This window comes from Flavobacterium gelatinilyticum (genome assembly GCF_027111295.1).
In the GTDB taxonomy this organism is placed as follows: domain Bacteria; phylum Bacteroidota; class Bacteroidia; order Flavobacteriales; family Flavobacteriaceae; genus Flavobacterium; species Flavobacterium gelatinilyticum.
Genome location: NZ_CP114287.1, coordinates 699,928 through 714,895, shown reverse-complemented (window position 1 = coordinate 714,895; position 14,968 = coordinate 699,928). Strand labels below are relative to the sequence as shown.

Genomic DNA, 14,968 nt, shown 5'->3' with positions numbered 1-14,968 from the left:
GATATAATTCTAAACATCAAAAATCATAAACAAAGAGATTTTATTCTTTTGAAATATATTAATTTTTATAATGCTTTAAATTGACAGCATTAAAAGAATATGAAATCATTAAATAACTCCAAATAGCAAGTTTATTTTCATCTTGTATTTTTGGCAGATATTCCATAGTGTTTGTTGATTTATAAAAAGAAAAGGCATAATTAATTTCTAGTTCTTTGACAGGTATGTATTTCAAAGAAAGATCAGATTCATATCCAAGAAACTTTGTCATTTTCTGGTCCAAATTATTTAGAAGAGGATATTGAGTATAAAAAAGGTGAAAATCAGAACGAAGCGATAGTTTACTATTTAAAGGAATTACAGTAAATAGATAGGGATTTACTAAACCTTTGCCGTTAACGTCGGTTGGAAAACGGGTGAAGACATTCATATTTCCATTGAACTTCCATGTCACGCCATATAAAACATCAAAATCGCCGGAACTGCCATCTGATATATGAGGACTACTGCCACTTATTATTTCAGCGCCTAAACGCCAAGTAGATTTTAGTAAAGACAACTTAACCTCAGGTTGGAAATAGTAAGCGAATAATTTCTGGCCTTTTGCATTACGTCCAAACTGCAAGTATGAATTTAAGGTATAATACCATTGTTTGGTTTTATATTCTATTCTTCCGCCTGCTGTTGCACGGCTGTATAATTTCCCAGAATTTGCATTTTCTAAAAAATCAACAGTATTCAATGAGGAAAATAAAAATCCATGATTGTCATTGTAGGTGAGGTTATTTAACAACAGATATTTATATTTATTCGATGCAACAGGTGAGTAGGTCGGTTCAAACTCAGTTCCATACTTTCGAGTAAATAAAAAGAAAAAGTCATTAGAGAAATATTTTGAGGATTTTATTATCCTAATTCCTTCATGAGCTCTCCCTTGCTGTGCCCAGGGAGCATCGGAGAATAATCTGCCATTGTCCAATAAAACACTCTGCCTTCCCAATCGTATATTTAGGGATTTAAACTTAGTCTCAAAATACAACTGATAAAAATTAATGCTTCCAACTTTGGAAGCTTTGTTGTTTTCATCCCAAAAATGAATTTCTTGTAAATCCGATTTTACAAGCCATTTTTCTCTAGCATATTGCATTGAAATTCTGTTTCTCTGGGTGATGTAAAAGTAAGGATCAATTGAGTCGTTAGGAGGAAGGATATAATTTGAAGTGTATTCGGCTCTTGGCCTGATTTCAATATTCATTAGGAACTGTTGGGATAAGCTGTCTTTTTGCTGTGCACATAATTGAAATACAGATAAAATAATAAAAGGCAATAAGATTCCTTTATTCGCAGGTGTTTTGATTATCATGCTTCTTATATCCTATAGAATTAGTGTATAAAAGTAACAATAGTATGCCTATTTGCAATACTATAATTAAGTTTGATAATTCTTATTTATAATTTTTTTGTTAAATAATTGATATAAAAAATAAGACAACTCAAAAAGTTGTCTTATAATTAATTGATAATTGCAAAAAAAAATTACTTTTTGCAATCTTTCGGAGCACAAGTTGCCGAATCGTCTTTGCAGCAATGGGTTGAACATTTTTCAGTGCAATTTTTCTCCGCATCAGTTTTTGACAAGTTTGCATAAGCGAAGATACTTCCAGCTGACAATACCAATGCTGCAAGAGTAAGGTACATTTTGTTTTTCATAATTTTAATTTTTAATGATTAATACTACTTAAGACGTACTAATCTAAAAATGATGCAGACTTTGCTGATTTTTTTTCTAACAGCCTGAATTTTTATATATGAACCTTCCGTAAATGATCCGGTGATATCAGCATTTTCCTCCGCTGCATGATTTTTTAGAGGTAACATTCATAACATTTCCACGGCGGTCTAATTCAATACTGCAGCAATCCAGAAGCATTTCCTTTAATTTGGATCTGCCTCTTTGCACGCGAGACCGTATGGAAGGATAGGCAAGGCTGTATTTTTCTGTTAAGTCTTTCTGTTTGATTCCATGTATTTCGCTGTCCATGATAATATCCCGATAGTCTTCCGGCAGGCGCTCAATGAATTTTATTAAACAGCAGTCCAGACTTTCCGAAGTATCAAAATCTGTTTCATGCATTACTTTTTGCATCATACATTCGGTCAGCTCCGATTTTTTATGATTTGAATTTTTTCGGTAATAGTCAATAATGGAATTTCTTGTGATTGTGAAAATCCAGCTTTTTAGTTTGCCTTCGTCGGTCAGTGATCCTAAATTCTCGTTTATCTTTATAAAAACTTCCTGCAAAACATCAGATGCATCGTGGGTATCATTTATGCGCGCCTTAATATACTTGCCTAAAATGATATAAAACTGATTGTGAATAGTATTTATTTCCAAACTCATAGTTTTTATGTTCTGCTTATGCAGAAAGCGGGATTAGCAACAATTGATTTTACCTCTGAAATTATTCCAGATAAGGGCTGTTTTTGGCATGCATAAGAAAACATGAAGAAGTGCCATTAGGATAGCTCCCGGCAGTAGATTTACAATTAACAGATTAAAGAATCCCGGAGATTGATTGATATTGGAAATCATTATTTCCCCATTTTGAAAAGTAAACCTGATGGAGAGATAAACCGCAATTGACGCAAAATGAAACCCATTTACGAATAAATGGACAATATATTCCCAGCGCGGAAGCCCTCCCATAAACTGCCTGCTGTCTTTCTCTATAAAAGCGTCATACCCGAGCACCATTATATCCAAAAGAACTATGGTTAAGCCTATTACAAAACTAGTATGATTATCCTGTTTCAAGAACAAAAAATAAAGGATTGCCGGAAAGAAAACAGCTCTCAATGTATGGGTAATGTGCTCGGTTTTACTTTCTTCCCGATTGTGAAGCTGGTATTTGAAAATATGCAGATAAAAGCCATCATACAAGGCCAAGACCGCAAAAAGGACAAGAAAGAAGGATGAAATGATAATTGCTGTTTCCATTTTATTTTTGATTGATTATAAAAGCAAAACTATGGGGAAGCATAATTAAAACGAAGGACAAATGTCCTCTATTTTTGTGCTATCTCATTTCTTATCCTGCTGAGTGTCCTGCGTGTTATTCCAAGATAACTTGCAATATCATTTACTGAAGCCTTGTTTACAACTGCAGGCTGTTCCTTAAGCATGCGCATGTATTTTTCCTTTGCGGTTTCATTGCACAAAACACTGGCATACTGCTCCATAACCATATACTGCCGCTCGGCAATTGTCCTTCCTATATTCTGCCATAGCGGACTCTTCTGATAGAGAATCTGCAGGTCATTGTAACTGATTGTTATAAGCTGGGTATCTTCCACTGCCTGAATGGAAAGTTCCGAAGGCTGCTGCGAAATAAAGCTCTTATATGAAGCCGTGAGATTATTTTCAGCGCAGAAGCAGGAAGTCACTTCTTCGGATTTTTCATTTATGTAATAGGTCCTGAGCAGTCCTTTCTTTATGAAAGCGGCCTCATGAGATGTTTTGCCAATTTCTGCAAAATAACTCCCTCTGCTTATAGTGCGTGTTTTGAAATATTGACCGTAATTTTCAAATTCCTGGTCGCTGACTGCAGCAATACTCCGCAAAAATAATTTAAAGCCTTCCATTCTTATGAATTTTTAAAAACTTACAAACTGTCAGTACGATTTGAATAGAACTTTTTTCTAAACCAGAAAGCAAGATTTACCAAGGCTATAAGAGCAGGCACTTCTACCAGAGGACCTATAACACCTGCGAAGGCTTGTCCGCTGTTTATTCCAAATACTCCGATTGCCACGGCAATGGCAAGTTCAAAATTATTCCCTGTTGCTGTAAATGCAATAGATGTGGCTTTTGAATAGTCTGCCCCAAAATATTTGCCGATAAAGAAACTGATGATAAACATCAAAGTAAAGTAAATCACAAGCGGTATTGCAATGCGCACAACATCCATAGGGATCTGAACAATAAGTTCCCCTTTCAGGCTGAACATTACAATGATTGTAAAGAGCAATGAAATAAGAGTAATAGGTGAGATGAATGGCACGTACTTATTCTCAAACCATTCAGAACCTTTTAAAGCTATCAAAGCATAACGGCTTATAATTCCAAGAGCAAAAGGAATACCTAAATAGATACCGACGCTCTCGGCAATCTGAGCAATGCTGATGTTCACCTCAAAACCGTCATATCCAAAATAGGGAGGGAGGATGGTTATAAAGATGTATGCATATACGCTATAAAGCAGCACCTGAAAAATGCTGTTCAGGGCAATAAGCCCTGCAGCATATTCGCGGTTTCCGTCTGCCAGATCGTTCCATACCACAACCATTGCGATACAGCGAGCCAAACCGATCAGGATCACTCCAATCATGTATTCAGGATATCCGTTCAAAAACAGCAATGCTAATAAAAACATCAAGACAGGGCCTACAATCCAATTTAGGAATAAAGAGGCACCCAAGACTTTTGTGTTTTTGAAAACCTGTCCCATCTGCTCATATTTTACTTTTGCCAGAGGCGGATACATCATCAGGATAAGCCCTATTGCCAATGGAATGTTTGTTGTTCCGCTGGAGAAAGAATTGATGAAATCTCCGCTGGAAGGAATAAAATATCCTATTGCCACTCCTATTGCCATGGCAAGAAAAATCCAAAGGGTCAAGAAGCGGTCAAGGAAGCCTAGTTTTTTGCGTTTGACGGCTGGCGCACAGTTATTTGCTGACATTTTATTTTTTTATTTGCGAGAATACGTAAAACATTTCAGTTCCTATCTGCAGGCTGCGCTCCAGATAAGTTTCCTTCTGCTGAGGCGTTCCGTCAGAAATTTTTGGATCTTCAAAAGTGATCGGAATTCTTTTCTCTGCTCCTGCTATAAAAGGGCATCCGCCGTCAGCCTGTGAGCAGGTCATTATTGCGGCGAATCCGCTTTCAGGATTGAAATCATCATCATAGGTTTTGGAAAAACCAATGACAGGAAGTTCGTCAGCTGAATATTTTATGGAATAAAAAGGGTTCGATCCCTCTGAAAGAGTTTTGATGTTGAATCCTGAATACTTCAAAGTCTCCGCAGCCATCGGGAAAAGAGCAGTGGCCTCAGTTCCTCCTGAATAGCATGAGACATTTTTTACATCATAAAAGGCAGCCGCTGTCTGCGCCCATACCTGCGAGAGATGGCTTCTTCTTGAATTATGAGTACAGATTAAATTTAACCTGGTTTCCAGATTATTGTCAACTTTAGTCTGAATGAAGTCGATTAATGGCTGCAGGACTGCTTTGCGATCTTCGGAGATTTGCTTAAAATCAAATGATTTAACGGTATTCTCAATTTGCGGATATAACATAGTTTTGTGGGCTGTAAAAGGTTTATTAATTATCTCTTTAATGATTAGCAGCATCCTCCGCCTGGAGTGCATGAATTAGCATTGTCCGCATTTAGCTGAGATAATTTTACTTTAGGTTTGTCAGATGGAATACCGCACTGTTCCTGAGCAAGACAGGCTGTCTGTTTATTGAGTAGAGTGAAGTTTTTACCGTTAAAGTCCAAATCGTATTTCCCGATGGTTGTGTTCTGGTATTCTACCTCAATTTCATAATCTTCAATTCCCAATACTTTTTCTGAAAGCTCAATGATATGAATCAGTTTCTGAGGTTTAAGCCTGTGCTCGTAGTCGTTGGCATCCCAAAGCTGGAAATTTACGACAGTCTCTTTTCTTACTGTTCCTCCGCAGTCGATGAAGTTTTTGGTAACCAGACCTACTTCGGTTACATGAAAATATTCTGGTACAAATGTGCCGTCTGGCAGTTCAAAATTTACAGCCTCAACTGTTTTAAGCACTTCTTTAATTTCTGAAAGTTTCATAATTTTTTATATTTAGTTAAACTATATTTTTTATTAATTAATAAGACTGCTTCTTCTTTCAAGAAGCGCAGTATCTCTCCAGATACCATTTTGTTTTCCGATTTTCTCCCTTGTTCCAAGTATCCTGAAGCCTGCTTTTTCATGAATGCGGAGACTTGCCGTGTTCTCAGGAAAGATCCCTGCCTGAAGCGTCCAGATTCCTTCTGTTTCACTCTGTTTTACAAGTTCCTTTAAAAGGGCAAGACCAATTCCTTTTCCTGAATTTGCAGGATCCACGTATACGCTCACTTCTGCAACTCCAGCGTAAACGCAGCGGGAAGAAACAGGGGTAAGGGCAGCCCATCCAATTACTTTGTTATTTTCTTCCATCACAATTCGGCAAGATGCAAGATGAGACTGATCCCAGTCTTCCCACGAAGGGGCGCTGGTCTGGAACGTGGCGTTGCCGGTATCAATTCCTTTTTGATAGATTGATTTTACTTGATTCCAGTCTTCAACTAATAGTTTTCTGATTTCCATATCTATTAGATTAACAGCATTCGTTTTTCTTTTTTGCTAAATGATCAGATATGTGCTCAAAAAAGCCTTTTATCTTTTCCAGCCCAGGCTCATTGATGCAGTAACAGATAGAATTTCCTTCGATGCTTCCTTTAATCAGTCCTGCATTTTTCAATTCTTTCAGATGCTGTGAAACTGTCGGCTGTGAAAGGGGAAGTTCGTTTACAATATCTCCGCAGATGCAGGCATCCACTTTTAATAAATATTCCATAATAGCAATACGCGCAGGATGGCCCAGCGCCTTGGCTAAAACAGCCAGCTCATTCTGGCTTTCTGTAAAGTGATCTGTTTTTGTTGCTCCCATCGTTTTATATTTATATTGCAATATTACGATATAAAATTGAATAAGCAATGATTTATGTTGTTATTTTTAATTTGTTTAATTGCTTTGAGAGTGATTTAATTTGAAAAATCTCTTAAAATATTGTTAAGGTGCTATTCTGGTCTTTGTGTTTACTAGGTATTTGAGTGGTTTGAATCCTGAATGGTTAACTTGACAGGATTTATAAATAATCTATTTTTTGAAGTAAAAGCTCGTTAAATGGTTTGTAAAAGGCATAAAAAAAACGCTAAATCGAAAGATTTAACGTTTTTTTAAGAGTGACGGGGACAGGACAAATTACAACATCATTTTTGGATGATTTGAAGAAATTGGCTTTCTATATGTAGTGGTCTGTCTTCCATTGGCTTTGTAAATTTGGTTTAGATGTCCTGTTGGGGATTGATGCAAAAATTATAAAAACTCAATTGATTCATCGCATTAAACTGATATATCAATTTACAAAATTTATGGAGGATTTTAAAAGAATGTCTTAAGTTAAGGAAGGGTTGTCTTTCTTTGGCTCTATGAATTATTTTATGCAATTTAGGTTTTGTGGCACAAAAGCAATCCCTTTCACTATTACTTTAATGAAATTATAAGGTTTTTAAATGAAGAATTTAAAGCAGTTTATTAGCAAAATTAAATTATAGTTTTGAGATTATTCAGGCAAAAATTCGATTACCATGTTTTACTAATTTTAAAGAAGTTAAAATTTTTGAGCTTAATTATTAATTGTTTTTGTACTGATGCAAAAAAAAAGGTTTTCTTCTGTTTGTAGATTTTCATTAATCATGGTAATATGTTCTTTTGAATAATAGAATTCAATATGGACTGATACTTGCAGTCATTACACACTTATTTTCACCTAGATTTGTTGGAGAACTAAAAGCAATTTTGTTAATTTATCGGCAAAAAAATAACTAGACTGGAAAATTAAATATTGCTCTAATATGCGCACATTTTGTAAGGGGGTTTTATTATGTATTTTAATGTTGCCGATTGGCTCAAGGGCACAATTGGAAATGAAATACAACAGTATTTATTCTTCTAAGAATAATATTATTGGTTTCAATCTGAATTTGAAGGATTCTGTAAAGGCTGTGTACGTTAAATTCAGTGCAGCAAGAACTGGCCTTTCTGACCATGATATAGCTACAGCTAAAGCCAACAATTTTATTATTAATAATGCTTTTTTAGGATTTGATGAAAATCAAAGGATTGTCCAGTCAGTTGGCGATGGCTATATCAAAGAGGAATATTTGTCTTTTGCTGATATTCAAGAAAATAACAGTAATCATTATCTATACGATAAAAAGGATATTGCCAGAAAAAATAAATATAAAACTCCGCTCAAACAATATTATCCCCTTTATAATTATAATCTTTTACTGAAGCCCGATCAGACGCTGCAGGTACAGCTGAAAAGGGATGGCAGGCTTCAGGCCGCCTATATGTCTAAGTTTTATGTTTATAAATTTGACAATGAGGGGAGGATTACCGAAGAAAAATTATACAGTGAAAAATACGATTCCAAAACCAGAAGCAAGGTTCCAAAGGAAGAGGATCTAGATGATGTCAAGCAATTTGTTTACAATGATAAAGGACAAGTCATAAGCCAAAAGATTTCTGCTGGGACAAAAGATGCAGAGTTTGCTTCTTCTTATAACGCTATGGGGACCAAGAGCAGGTTCTGCAAGGACTTAGAGCTCAAATATCAGTACGATTCAAAAGGGAGAATCACGCAGATTGAAATGTTCGGATGTTCTACAGTAGCGGGCAGGCAGGAATATGCATACCATCCGGATAGAGATTATGTGCAAAGTGTGAAAATTTATACCAGAGATGGTTCGGCGCAGACAATGGGCAGAAGAAATATCCTTAAAACATATAATGAACAAGGCGATCTTATCAATATCAAAGCACTTGTAGACAATCCTGCCTACTATCCTCAGAGTACCTTAGACAAGCAGCAGAAGTATTTTAAATATCAATATGACAGCCACAATAACTGGATTAGATGTGAAATGTATCTGGAAGGAACAGATCAGGGAGAGCCTACCTTGACTGCCGAAAGAAAGATTGAATATTTTTTATAATTTGTCAGATCAAATAAGTGGCGCCGCCTTATAGGGCTGTAAGATACAGCAGTGAGTGCCGTAAAATAAAGCTATCATTAGATCTAGATAAAATCAAGTAATAGGAATTAATTAAAAAAACAGCTGCTTAAAAAATTAATAGAATGAAAAATTGGAACTTATATATATGGGTAACATGCCTAGTGTTTTCTGTTGCAGGATATACTCAGGAAAAAATAAATGCAGAGATTCTTCCAAACAGATGCGAATGCCTTAATATAGCTAAAAATACTTCAGAGGAGCCTCCGAAAAAATTAAAAACACTACTCAGTTATGATGACTTTAAGAAAAGCGGTTTTGATTTTAAAAACGGCATCAAAGATTACGAACAGTTGTTTGTAAAAGATGCATCGGCTGGCAGTGTGACAATTTACAGCAGCAGTCCCATTAAGCTTGTATATAAACGAAGCGACTATATATTGAATTTAACCCCCTGCAGATCAGATTTTAATTATTTTGAGATTAAGGCTAATGTGCAGCAAAATCCCAACAGAAAAGCAATTCCTTTTGATATTACCATACCGCTGTCGCATTCTGAAATTGAATTATCTACCAGTATGATTAGGCGCTGGGATCCAAAGACAAAAAAAACGGTTTTAAGCAATGGAGTGCCTGCAGTATCGCCTTTAAGAATCAGTATGCAGGATGGCAGCTACAGCCTGCTGACCTTAAAATTTAACGAAGAGATAGGCGTTGAGCTGGCGCGAAATCAGAGAAGATCACTCTGCATGAATGATACTGAAATTTCAAATACAAATGTAGATATTAAAATTGCAGGTCTAAACCTGATTGATTTGTCATATAAGTCCAGACAGAATGAGAGCACCAAACGTGAGATGGATCGATGGCTGCAAAAATTAAATGTGGCAGACTTGAATACCCAAAGTTATGTTGGAATGATGTGTGCGCTAAACAAAATGAACTTTCCGCTGAAGGACTTTGAGCTGAAAGCAGCAGAAATGGGAAGTGCATCTTTATATCTAAATAAAGATGTGGTTATTGGTCAGTTAATTATCAAGTGCACCAGAACTAAAAAGGATTCAGAAGTTATTTTAAATCTGGATTCAGATCAAAATAAGACAGTTAATTTAACGGAACTCAATAAGGAAATTGAAAACTTAGGTTTTGATAAAGTCACAAACGTATTGGACCAGAACTTTTTATTTGTATATTTTATAAAATATGCCGAGAAAAAATAAGCTGATGTATCAAGAAATAAATCAATTTTTGACTTCAGTTGAGTAACAATTAACAATCACAGATATGTTCGGGGAAGATTTGAGAAATTATGAAATGATACACTATTTTCTAAAATGTTGATAGCGCTTTCGTGATGAAGAATTTATTCTTTTTCGTTTAAGAACTTTTTTATTACTCCGTTTGCTGTCATAAACCATTTTTTGCTTTATTTGAGCAGCAATTATTTTTGAAAAATGAAAGCGGGAAATTTAAATAATCATAAAATATCAAACCGTTTATAAATTACATTTCTGAAGAACAGTAACTAAAAAAAAAGATGGTATAAAATCAAAATTTCGCTATATTCTGGGTGTTCGAGTCCTGTTAAGTTATCGAATGATAAATTAACTATCTGTGCTGTTTTTTATATAAATATATACACTGAAGCAATTTTGCTATTTTTTTAAAGAAAGAAAAGAAAAGCAAAAATGATTAAAAGCCAGCGTGTTTAGTAGCATAAATAAAAAAATGGCGCCAATTGTCTTCAATTGGCGCCATTTGGCTGAGTGACCTCGACGGGACAAATTTCAACAAAATTTATGGAAGATTTAAAGTTATTGGCCTACTACATGTAGACACTGTCTTTCATTGGCTTAGTAACTTTGGTTTAGATGTCCTGTTGGGGATTTGTGCAAAAGTCTCTACCTTTTTATATCAGATGCAGGCTAAAACCTGGATTCAGCAATAATGGATTTTTCTAAAGTGCTGTTTTTTTGCAAAAATAGATGTGCGATGATTCTCCTACAAACGTAAAACAAAATAATTTTATAAAATACAAATATAAAACCTTATGCTTTCATTTCAAAAAGTGATCTTCCGAAGCAAGCTTTAACAACCAAACTGATTTGAAACACTTTTGATATCACGATGACATGTGCATTAATGAAGCAGTAAAGTCAGATTTTTATTGGATTAAATATTTTTTAAAGAACTAACTAAATCGTAAATACAGAATTTCTTCAAAATTGGTACTCAACTTTGCCTTACTTTAACATTAACTGAGTAAATATAAAGTATGTAATTTAATGTTTTCTATGAGGAAGAAGTACGTTAATTTTTATTCACCAAGCGTCATTATTAATTTCTAATTTCTATTTAAAATGCGAAAAACGTTCCTGTTATTTATTTTTGGTATGGCTTCTGTTTGTGCGCAAAACACAGTAAGTGATACAATTGTAGTACAAGATAGTGTGCACAATCTAAAGTTTAATTACAAACAATTGATCATTCCCGGCGTTCTTCTTGGTTATGGTTTTATTGGTTTAGAAAGCGACCAGCTTAAAAGTTATAATCAAGAAATTAAAGATGAAGTTAATGAAGATATTGATCACAAAATCTCTATTGATGATTTCTCGCAATGGGCGCCTGCGGCTTCTGTATACGGATTAAACGCTTTGGGTATAAAAGGAAAAAATAATCTGAAAGATCGTTCTATTATTTTGGCAAGTTCCTACTTGATGATGAGTGCTTCGGTATTTGCCCTAAAAAATATTACTAAAGTAGAAAGACCGGACGGATCTTCTAACAATTCTTTTCCTTCGGGTCATACTGCAACAGCTTTTGCAGGCGCAGAATTTATGTATCAGGAATACAAAGACCAATCGATTTGGTATGGAATTGCAGGATATGCGGTCGCGACAGGAACGGGACTTTTTAGAATGTATAATGACAGACACTGGCTTACAGATGTTGTGGCAGGCGCGGGAATTGGAATTTTAAGTACAAAAGCGGCATATTGGATGTATCCGTATTTGCAGAATAAAGTTTTTAAATCTTCAAAAGAAAACAAAACTACATCGATGATTATGCCTTTTTATAACGGAAAAGAATTGGGCTGCAGCTTTGTGAGACAATTTTAAATCTGAGTTTAAAACAAAAAAATATTCCATAGAGAGAATTAAAAAGGTTCTTTCTATGGAAATTTTATTTTATAAATCTACTAAAACGTTGAGTGCTCCGGGCAGTATTTTTATGTTTAATTTATTTGTTTTCAAATTATGCTGTTCTCCGTCAATTTGAGAATCGATAAAGATTTTTGACGGCATTTCAATTTGAATTTCTTTTACTAAAAAGTGCTGTGCTTTTTTGAATTTTTCGATTGAATTTCGAAGCACGTTAAACCCCAGCATTATTTTTTCCAAAAAAGATAATTTCGGAATTACAATCATATCCAGTAATCCGTCCTGAAGACTTGCTTTTGGAGTAAGACTCATATTATAACCCATTTCGTTAGAATTAGATATAAACAACATCAGCGGATTTATTTCAAGGGTTTGATTGTCAAAATGTACAATCGTTTTTTGAGTCTTAAATTCTAAACTCGAAGACATTGCTGCTTTGATATAAGCCGGAAGTGTTCTTTTTCCTGCTCGTTCGTATTTTTTAATAATAAGCGCATCAATGCCAATTCCCATATTGCTAAAAAAGTATTTGTCATTTACTTGTCCCACATCCATTGCTGTCGCATGCCCTTTTTTAATGATAGCAATTGCTTTGTCAAAATCTCTTGGAATATTCAAATTAGAGGCCAGTCCGTTTCCTGAACCTACAGGAATAATTCCTAATTTTACGGAAGTTCCTATAAGCGAAGAAGCTACTTCATTTATAGTTCCGTCTCCGCCGCATGCAATTATATAATCTGGGTTTTGTGCAATAGCAGCTTTTGTGAGTTCTATTGCGTGCTTTTTTTGGTTTGTATAATCAACCTCAATTTTATATTGATCTTTAGGAAACTGGCTTAAGATATAAGAAGCAGACAAATTATGTTTACCGCTTCCGGAAATTGGGTTAATTATAAAATGAATATAAATCATTATTGTAAAAGTTTATTGGTAAAAAGGAAATCGGCGGTTTGGTACCACGAAATTGTTTCTTCTAAAAAAGACTGATCTATAGGAAGTGATTTCAAACTATTATCTTCTTTATTCCAGGAATAAAACGCCTGTTTTTTCTGATCAGATAAAATCATTACTTTCTCTTTTTTCATCAAGACTAATTTTCGATAGGTTCCCATTAAAGCACGCTGTTCAAATTGAGAATCCAAAACATTTTTCCCAAAAAAATCAGACTCGTAATTCCAATGAAAAAGAGAAAAAAGTGTAGGCCATAAATCAATTTGAGAACATTGTTTCTTTATTTTCTGATTTTCAGGTAAATTAACAATGAAGGCCGGAATATGATAGTTGGCCACATCAATTTCATCTTTTCCGGCACTGCTGGCACAATGATCTGCAATTATTACAAAAACGGTATTTTTAAACCAGGGTTTTGTCTGGGCTTTTCTGAATAATTCTTTTAATGCAAAATCAGTATATTTTACGGCACCTTCACGACTTGTTCCAGAAGGGATATCAATTTTTCCCGAAGGATAAGTAAATGGCCTGTGATTGGATGTTGTCATTACAAAATTGAAAAACGGTTTTCCGGTTTTGTATTGAGAATCGGCGACTTTTAGCATTTTATTGAAAATATCTTCATCGCAAATTCCCCACGCATTTTCAAACGTTACTTCATTGTCGTTAATATTATTACGAGTAGTTTTGATCTCATCGCTCAATACACTTCCGCGTCCGCGATCGTAAATATTAAATCCGTTTCCTCCAAAATAGGCATTCATATTATCAAAATATCCGTCGCCGCCGTAGAAAAAATTACAATCGTATTTTCTGGATTTGAAAACGCTGCAAACGGTATACAAATTTTGATTATCAGGTCTTTTTACAATACTTTGACCCGGCGTAGGCGGAATACACAAAGTCACGGCTTCCATTCCTCTCACGGTTCTGGTTCCTGTGGCATATAAATTTTTAAAGAAGATGCTTTTTTGGGCAAGACTGTCCAGAAAAGGAGTGATGTTTTCTTTATTTCCAAATTCCTTTAAAAAGCTTCCGCTCAAACTTTCTACCAAAACAAAGACAACATTCTTGTTTTCAAGAGATGGATTGCTGTCTGTAATTTTTCTGTGAATAGAATAATCTTTTCGGGTATAAATGGAATTAGGATCGGCTAATTTCTTTCTAATAATACCAAAAGCTTTATCATTATGAATAGAAGTATAGAAATCAACATATTTCATTTGGTTGTTTCTAAAAGCGGCAAAAAAGGAATAAATACCAGATTTTGATATTTCTGAATTGTATCTGTTTTGAGACCATTCTGCCTGATTATTGGTGATAAAGAAACCAAAAAATAAAGCAATGCCAATCGTACAAAATAAAACTGAAAGCCTCGTTTTCAAACTCGCTTTAGACGTAAACGTAGTTGTAAAAGCGCCTCTTTTATAAAAAATAAACAGAAATACAAAAGTAAGCAGTAATACACCGCCAATTAAAATGGGCAGGGGATAGGACTGTTGAATGTTAGCTACAACTTCATGCGTATATATAAGATAATCAACGGCTATGAAATTAAATTTGGTTTTAAATTCATCCCAAAATGTCAATTCGGCAAAAAAGGTAAAAACAAGAATAAAAACGGTTAAGGATGTAAAAAAGTAAATTAAGATTTTATCTAAAAAAGAACCTACCCATTTATTTGGCATTACAGTATAATATAATACACTGCAAATGGAAATGAATGCAACGGTACCAAAATCAAAGAAAAGACCTGTTAGCAGGGTTCTTAAAAGATCGATAATATTCCACGAAACTTCGCTATACTGCCAAAGGAAAAAGGAAATTCTTAAAAATTGAGATAGTATTAAAAACCAAAAAATAAAATGCATCAACAGTGAATATCTGCCGAACTTTGAAGATAATTTGTTCATAATTATTATTTAACATTCGTTTGCAAATTTTATAATGCAATTCTGAATTAATTTTGAATTTCATTTTGAATAC

At 34.6% G+C, this 14,968-nt stretch carries 14 protein-coding genes; 3 read left to right on the top strand and 11 right to left on the bottom strand.

The window, feature by feature from the left end; genetic code table 11:
* Positions 1–58: 58 nt before the first annotated feature.
* The 9 genes from OZP11_RS02995 to OZP11_RS02955 form a co-directional block, all read right to left on the bottom strand.
* A complete protein-coding gene (locus OZP11_RS02995; protein ID WP_281233741.1) occupies positions 59–1,363 on the bottom strand; it encodes a hypothetical protein in 1,305 nt (434 codons plus the stop codon).
* Between the two features lie 474 nt (positions 1,364–1,837).
* A complete protein-coding gene (sigZ, locus tag OZP11_RS02990) occupies positions 1,838–2,401 on the bottom strand; it encodes an RNA polymerase sigma factor SigZ (protein WP_281233740.1) in 564 nt (187 codons plus the stop codon).
* Between the two features lie 33 nt (positions 2,402–2,434).
* A complete protein-coding gene (locus OZP11_RS02985) occupies positions 2,435–2,998 on the bottom strand; it encodes a hypothetical protein (protein ID WP_281233739.1) in 564 nt (187 codons plus the stop codon).
* A 68-nt stretch (positions 2,999–3,066) separates the two neighbouring features.
* Complete coding sequence (locus OZP11_RS02980) at positions 3,067–3,642, bottom strand: Crp/Fnr family transcriptional regulator (RefSeq protein ID WP_281233738.1); 576 nt, start codon at positions 3,640–3,642, stop codon at positions 3,067–3,069.
* Positions 3,643–3,662: 20 nt separating this feature from the next.
* On the bottom strand, positions 3,663–4,742 hold the full coding sequence (gene arsB, locus OZP11_RS02975; protein WP_281233737.1) for an ACR3 family arsenite efflux transporter: 1,080 nt from the start codon (positions 4,740–4,742) through the stop codon (positions 3,663–3,665).
* Between the two features lies 1 nt (position 4,743).
* Positions 4,744–5,358, bottom strand: a complete 615-nt coding sequence (locus OZP11_RS02970; protein WP_281233736.1) for an arsenate-mycothiol transferase ArsC — start codon at positions 5,356–5,358, stop codon at positions 4,744–4,746.
* A 44-nt stretch (positions 5,359–5,402) separates the two neighbouring features.
* The gene (locus tag OZP11_RS02965) at positions 5,403–5,876 is read right to left on the bottom strand and encodes a DUF6428 family protein (RefSeq protein ID WP_281233735.1); all 474 of its coding nucleotides are present in this window, start codon (positions 5,874–5,876) and stop codon (positions 5,403–5,405) included.
* 33 nt (positions 5,877–5,909) lie between these two features.
* A complete protein-coding gene (locus OZP11_RS02960) occupies positions 5,910–6,395 on the bottom strand; it encodes a GNAT family N-acetyltransferase (protein ID WP_281233734.1) in 486 nt (161 codons plus the stop codon).
* Between the two features lie 10 nt (positions 6,396–6,405).
* The gene (locus tag OZP11_RS02955) at positions 6,406–6,738 is read right to left on the bottom strand and encodes an ArsR/SmtB family transcription factor (RefSeq protein WP_281233733.1); all 333 of its coding nucleotides are present in this window, start codon (positions 6,736–6,738) and stop codon (positions 6,406–6,408) included.
* Positions 6,739–7,706: 968 nt separating this feature from the next.
* On the opposite strand from OZP11_RS02955, the gene OZP11_RS02950 reads away from it, so the two are divergent.
* The 3 genes from OZP11_RS02950 to OZP11_RS02940 all read left to right on the top strand — a co-directional run bounded on the left by OZP11_RS02950 (position 7,707) and on the right by OZP11_RS02940 (position 11,989).
* The gene (locus OZP11_RS02950) at positions 7,707–8,852 is read left to right on the top strand and encodes a hypothetical protein (protein ID WP_281233732.1); all 1,146 of its coding nucleotides are present in this window, start codon (positions 7,707–7,709) and stop codon (positions 8,850–8,852) included.
* 143 nt (positions 8,853–8,995) lie between these two features.
* Positions 8,996–10,090: a hypothetical protein gene (locus OZP11_RS02945; RefSeq protein WP_281233731.1), complete on the top strand. Its 1,095-nt coding sequence runs from the start codon at positions 8,996–8,998 to the stop codon at positions 10,088–10,090.
* A 1,140-nt stretch (positions 10,091–11,230) separates the two neighbouring features.
* Positions 11,231–11,989, top strand: a complete 759-nt coding sequence (locus OZP11_RS02940; RefSeq protein ID WP_281233730.1) for a phosphatase PAP2 family protein — start codon at positions 11,231–11,233, stop codon at positions 11,987–11,989.
* Positions 11,990–12,058: 69 nt separating this feature from the next.
* On the opposite strand, the gene OZP11_RS02935 is transcribed toward OZP11_RS02940, so the two are convergent.
* Both OZP11_RS02935 and OZP11_RS02930 read right to left on the bottom strand, forming a co-directional pair.
* Entirely contained in the window at positions 12,059–12,943 is an 885-nt protein-coding gene (locus tag OZP11_RS02935) for a diacylglycerol/lipid kinase family protein (protein ID WP_281233729.1), read from the bottom strand.
* The gene (locus tag OZP11_RS02930) at positions 12,943–14,895 is read right to left on the bottom strand and encodes an LTA synthase family protein (protein WP_281233728.1); all 1,953 of its coding nucleotides are present in this window, start codon (positions 14,893–14,895) and stop codon (positions 12,943–12,945) included. Before OZP11_RS02930 ends, OZP11_RS02935 begins: the two co-directional genes overlap by 1 nt.
* Between the last annotated feature and the right edge of the window lie 73 nt (positions 14,896–14,968).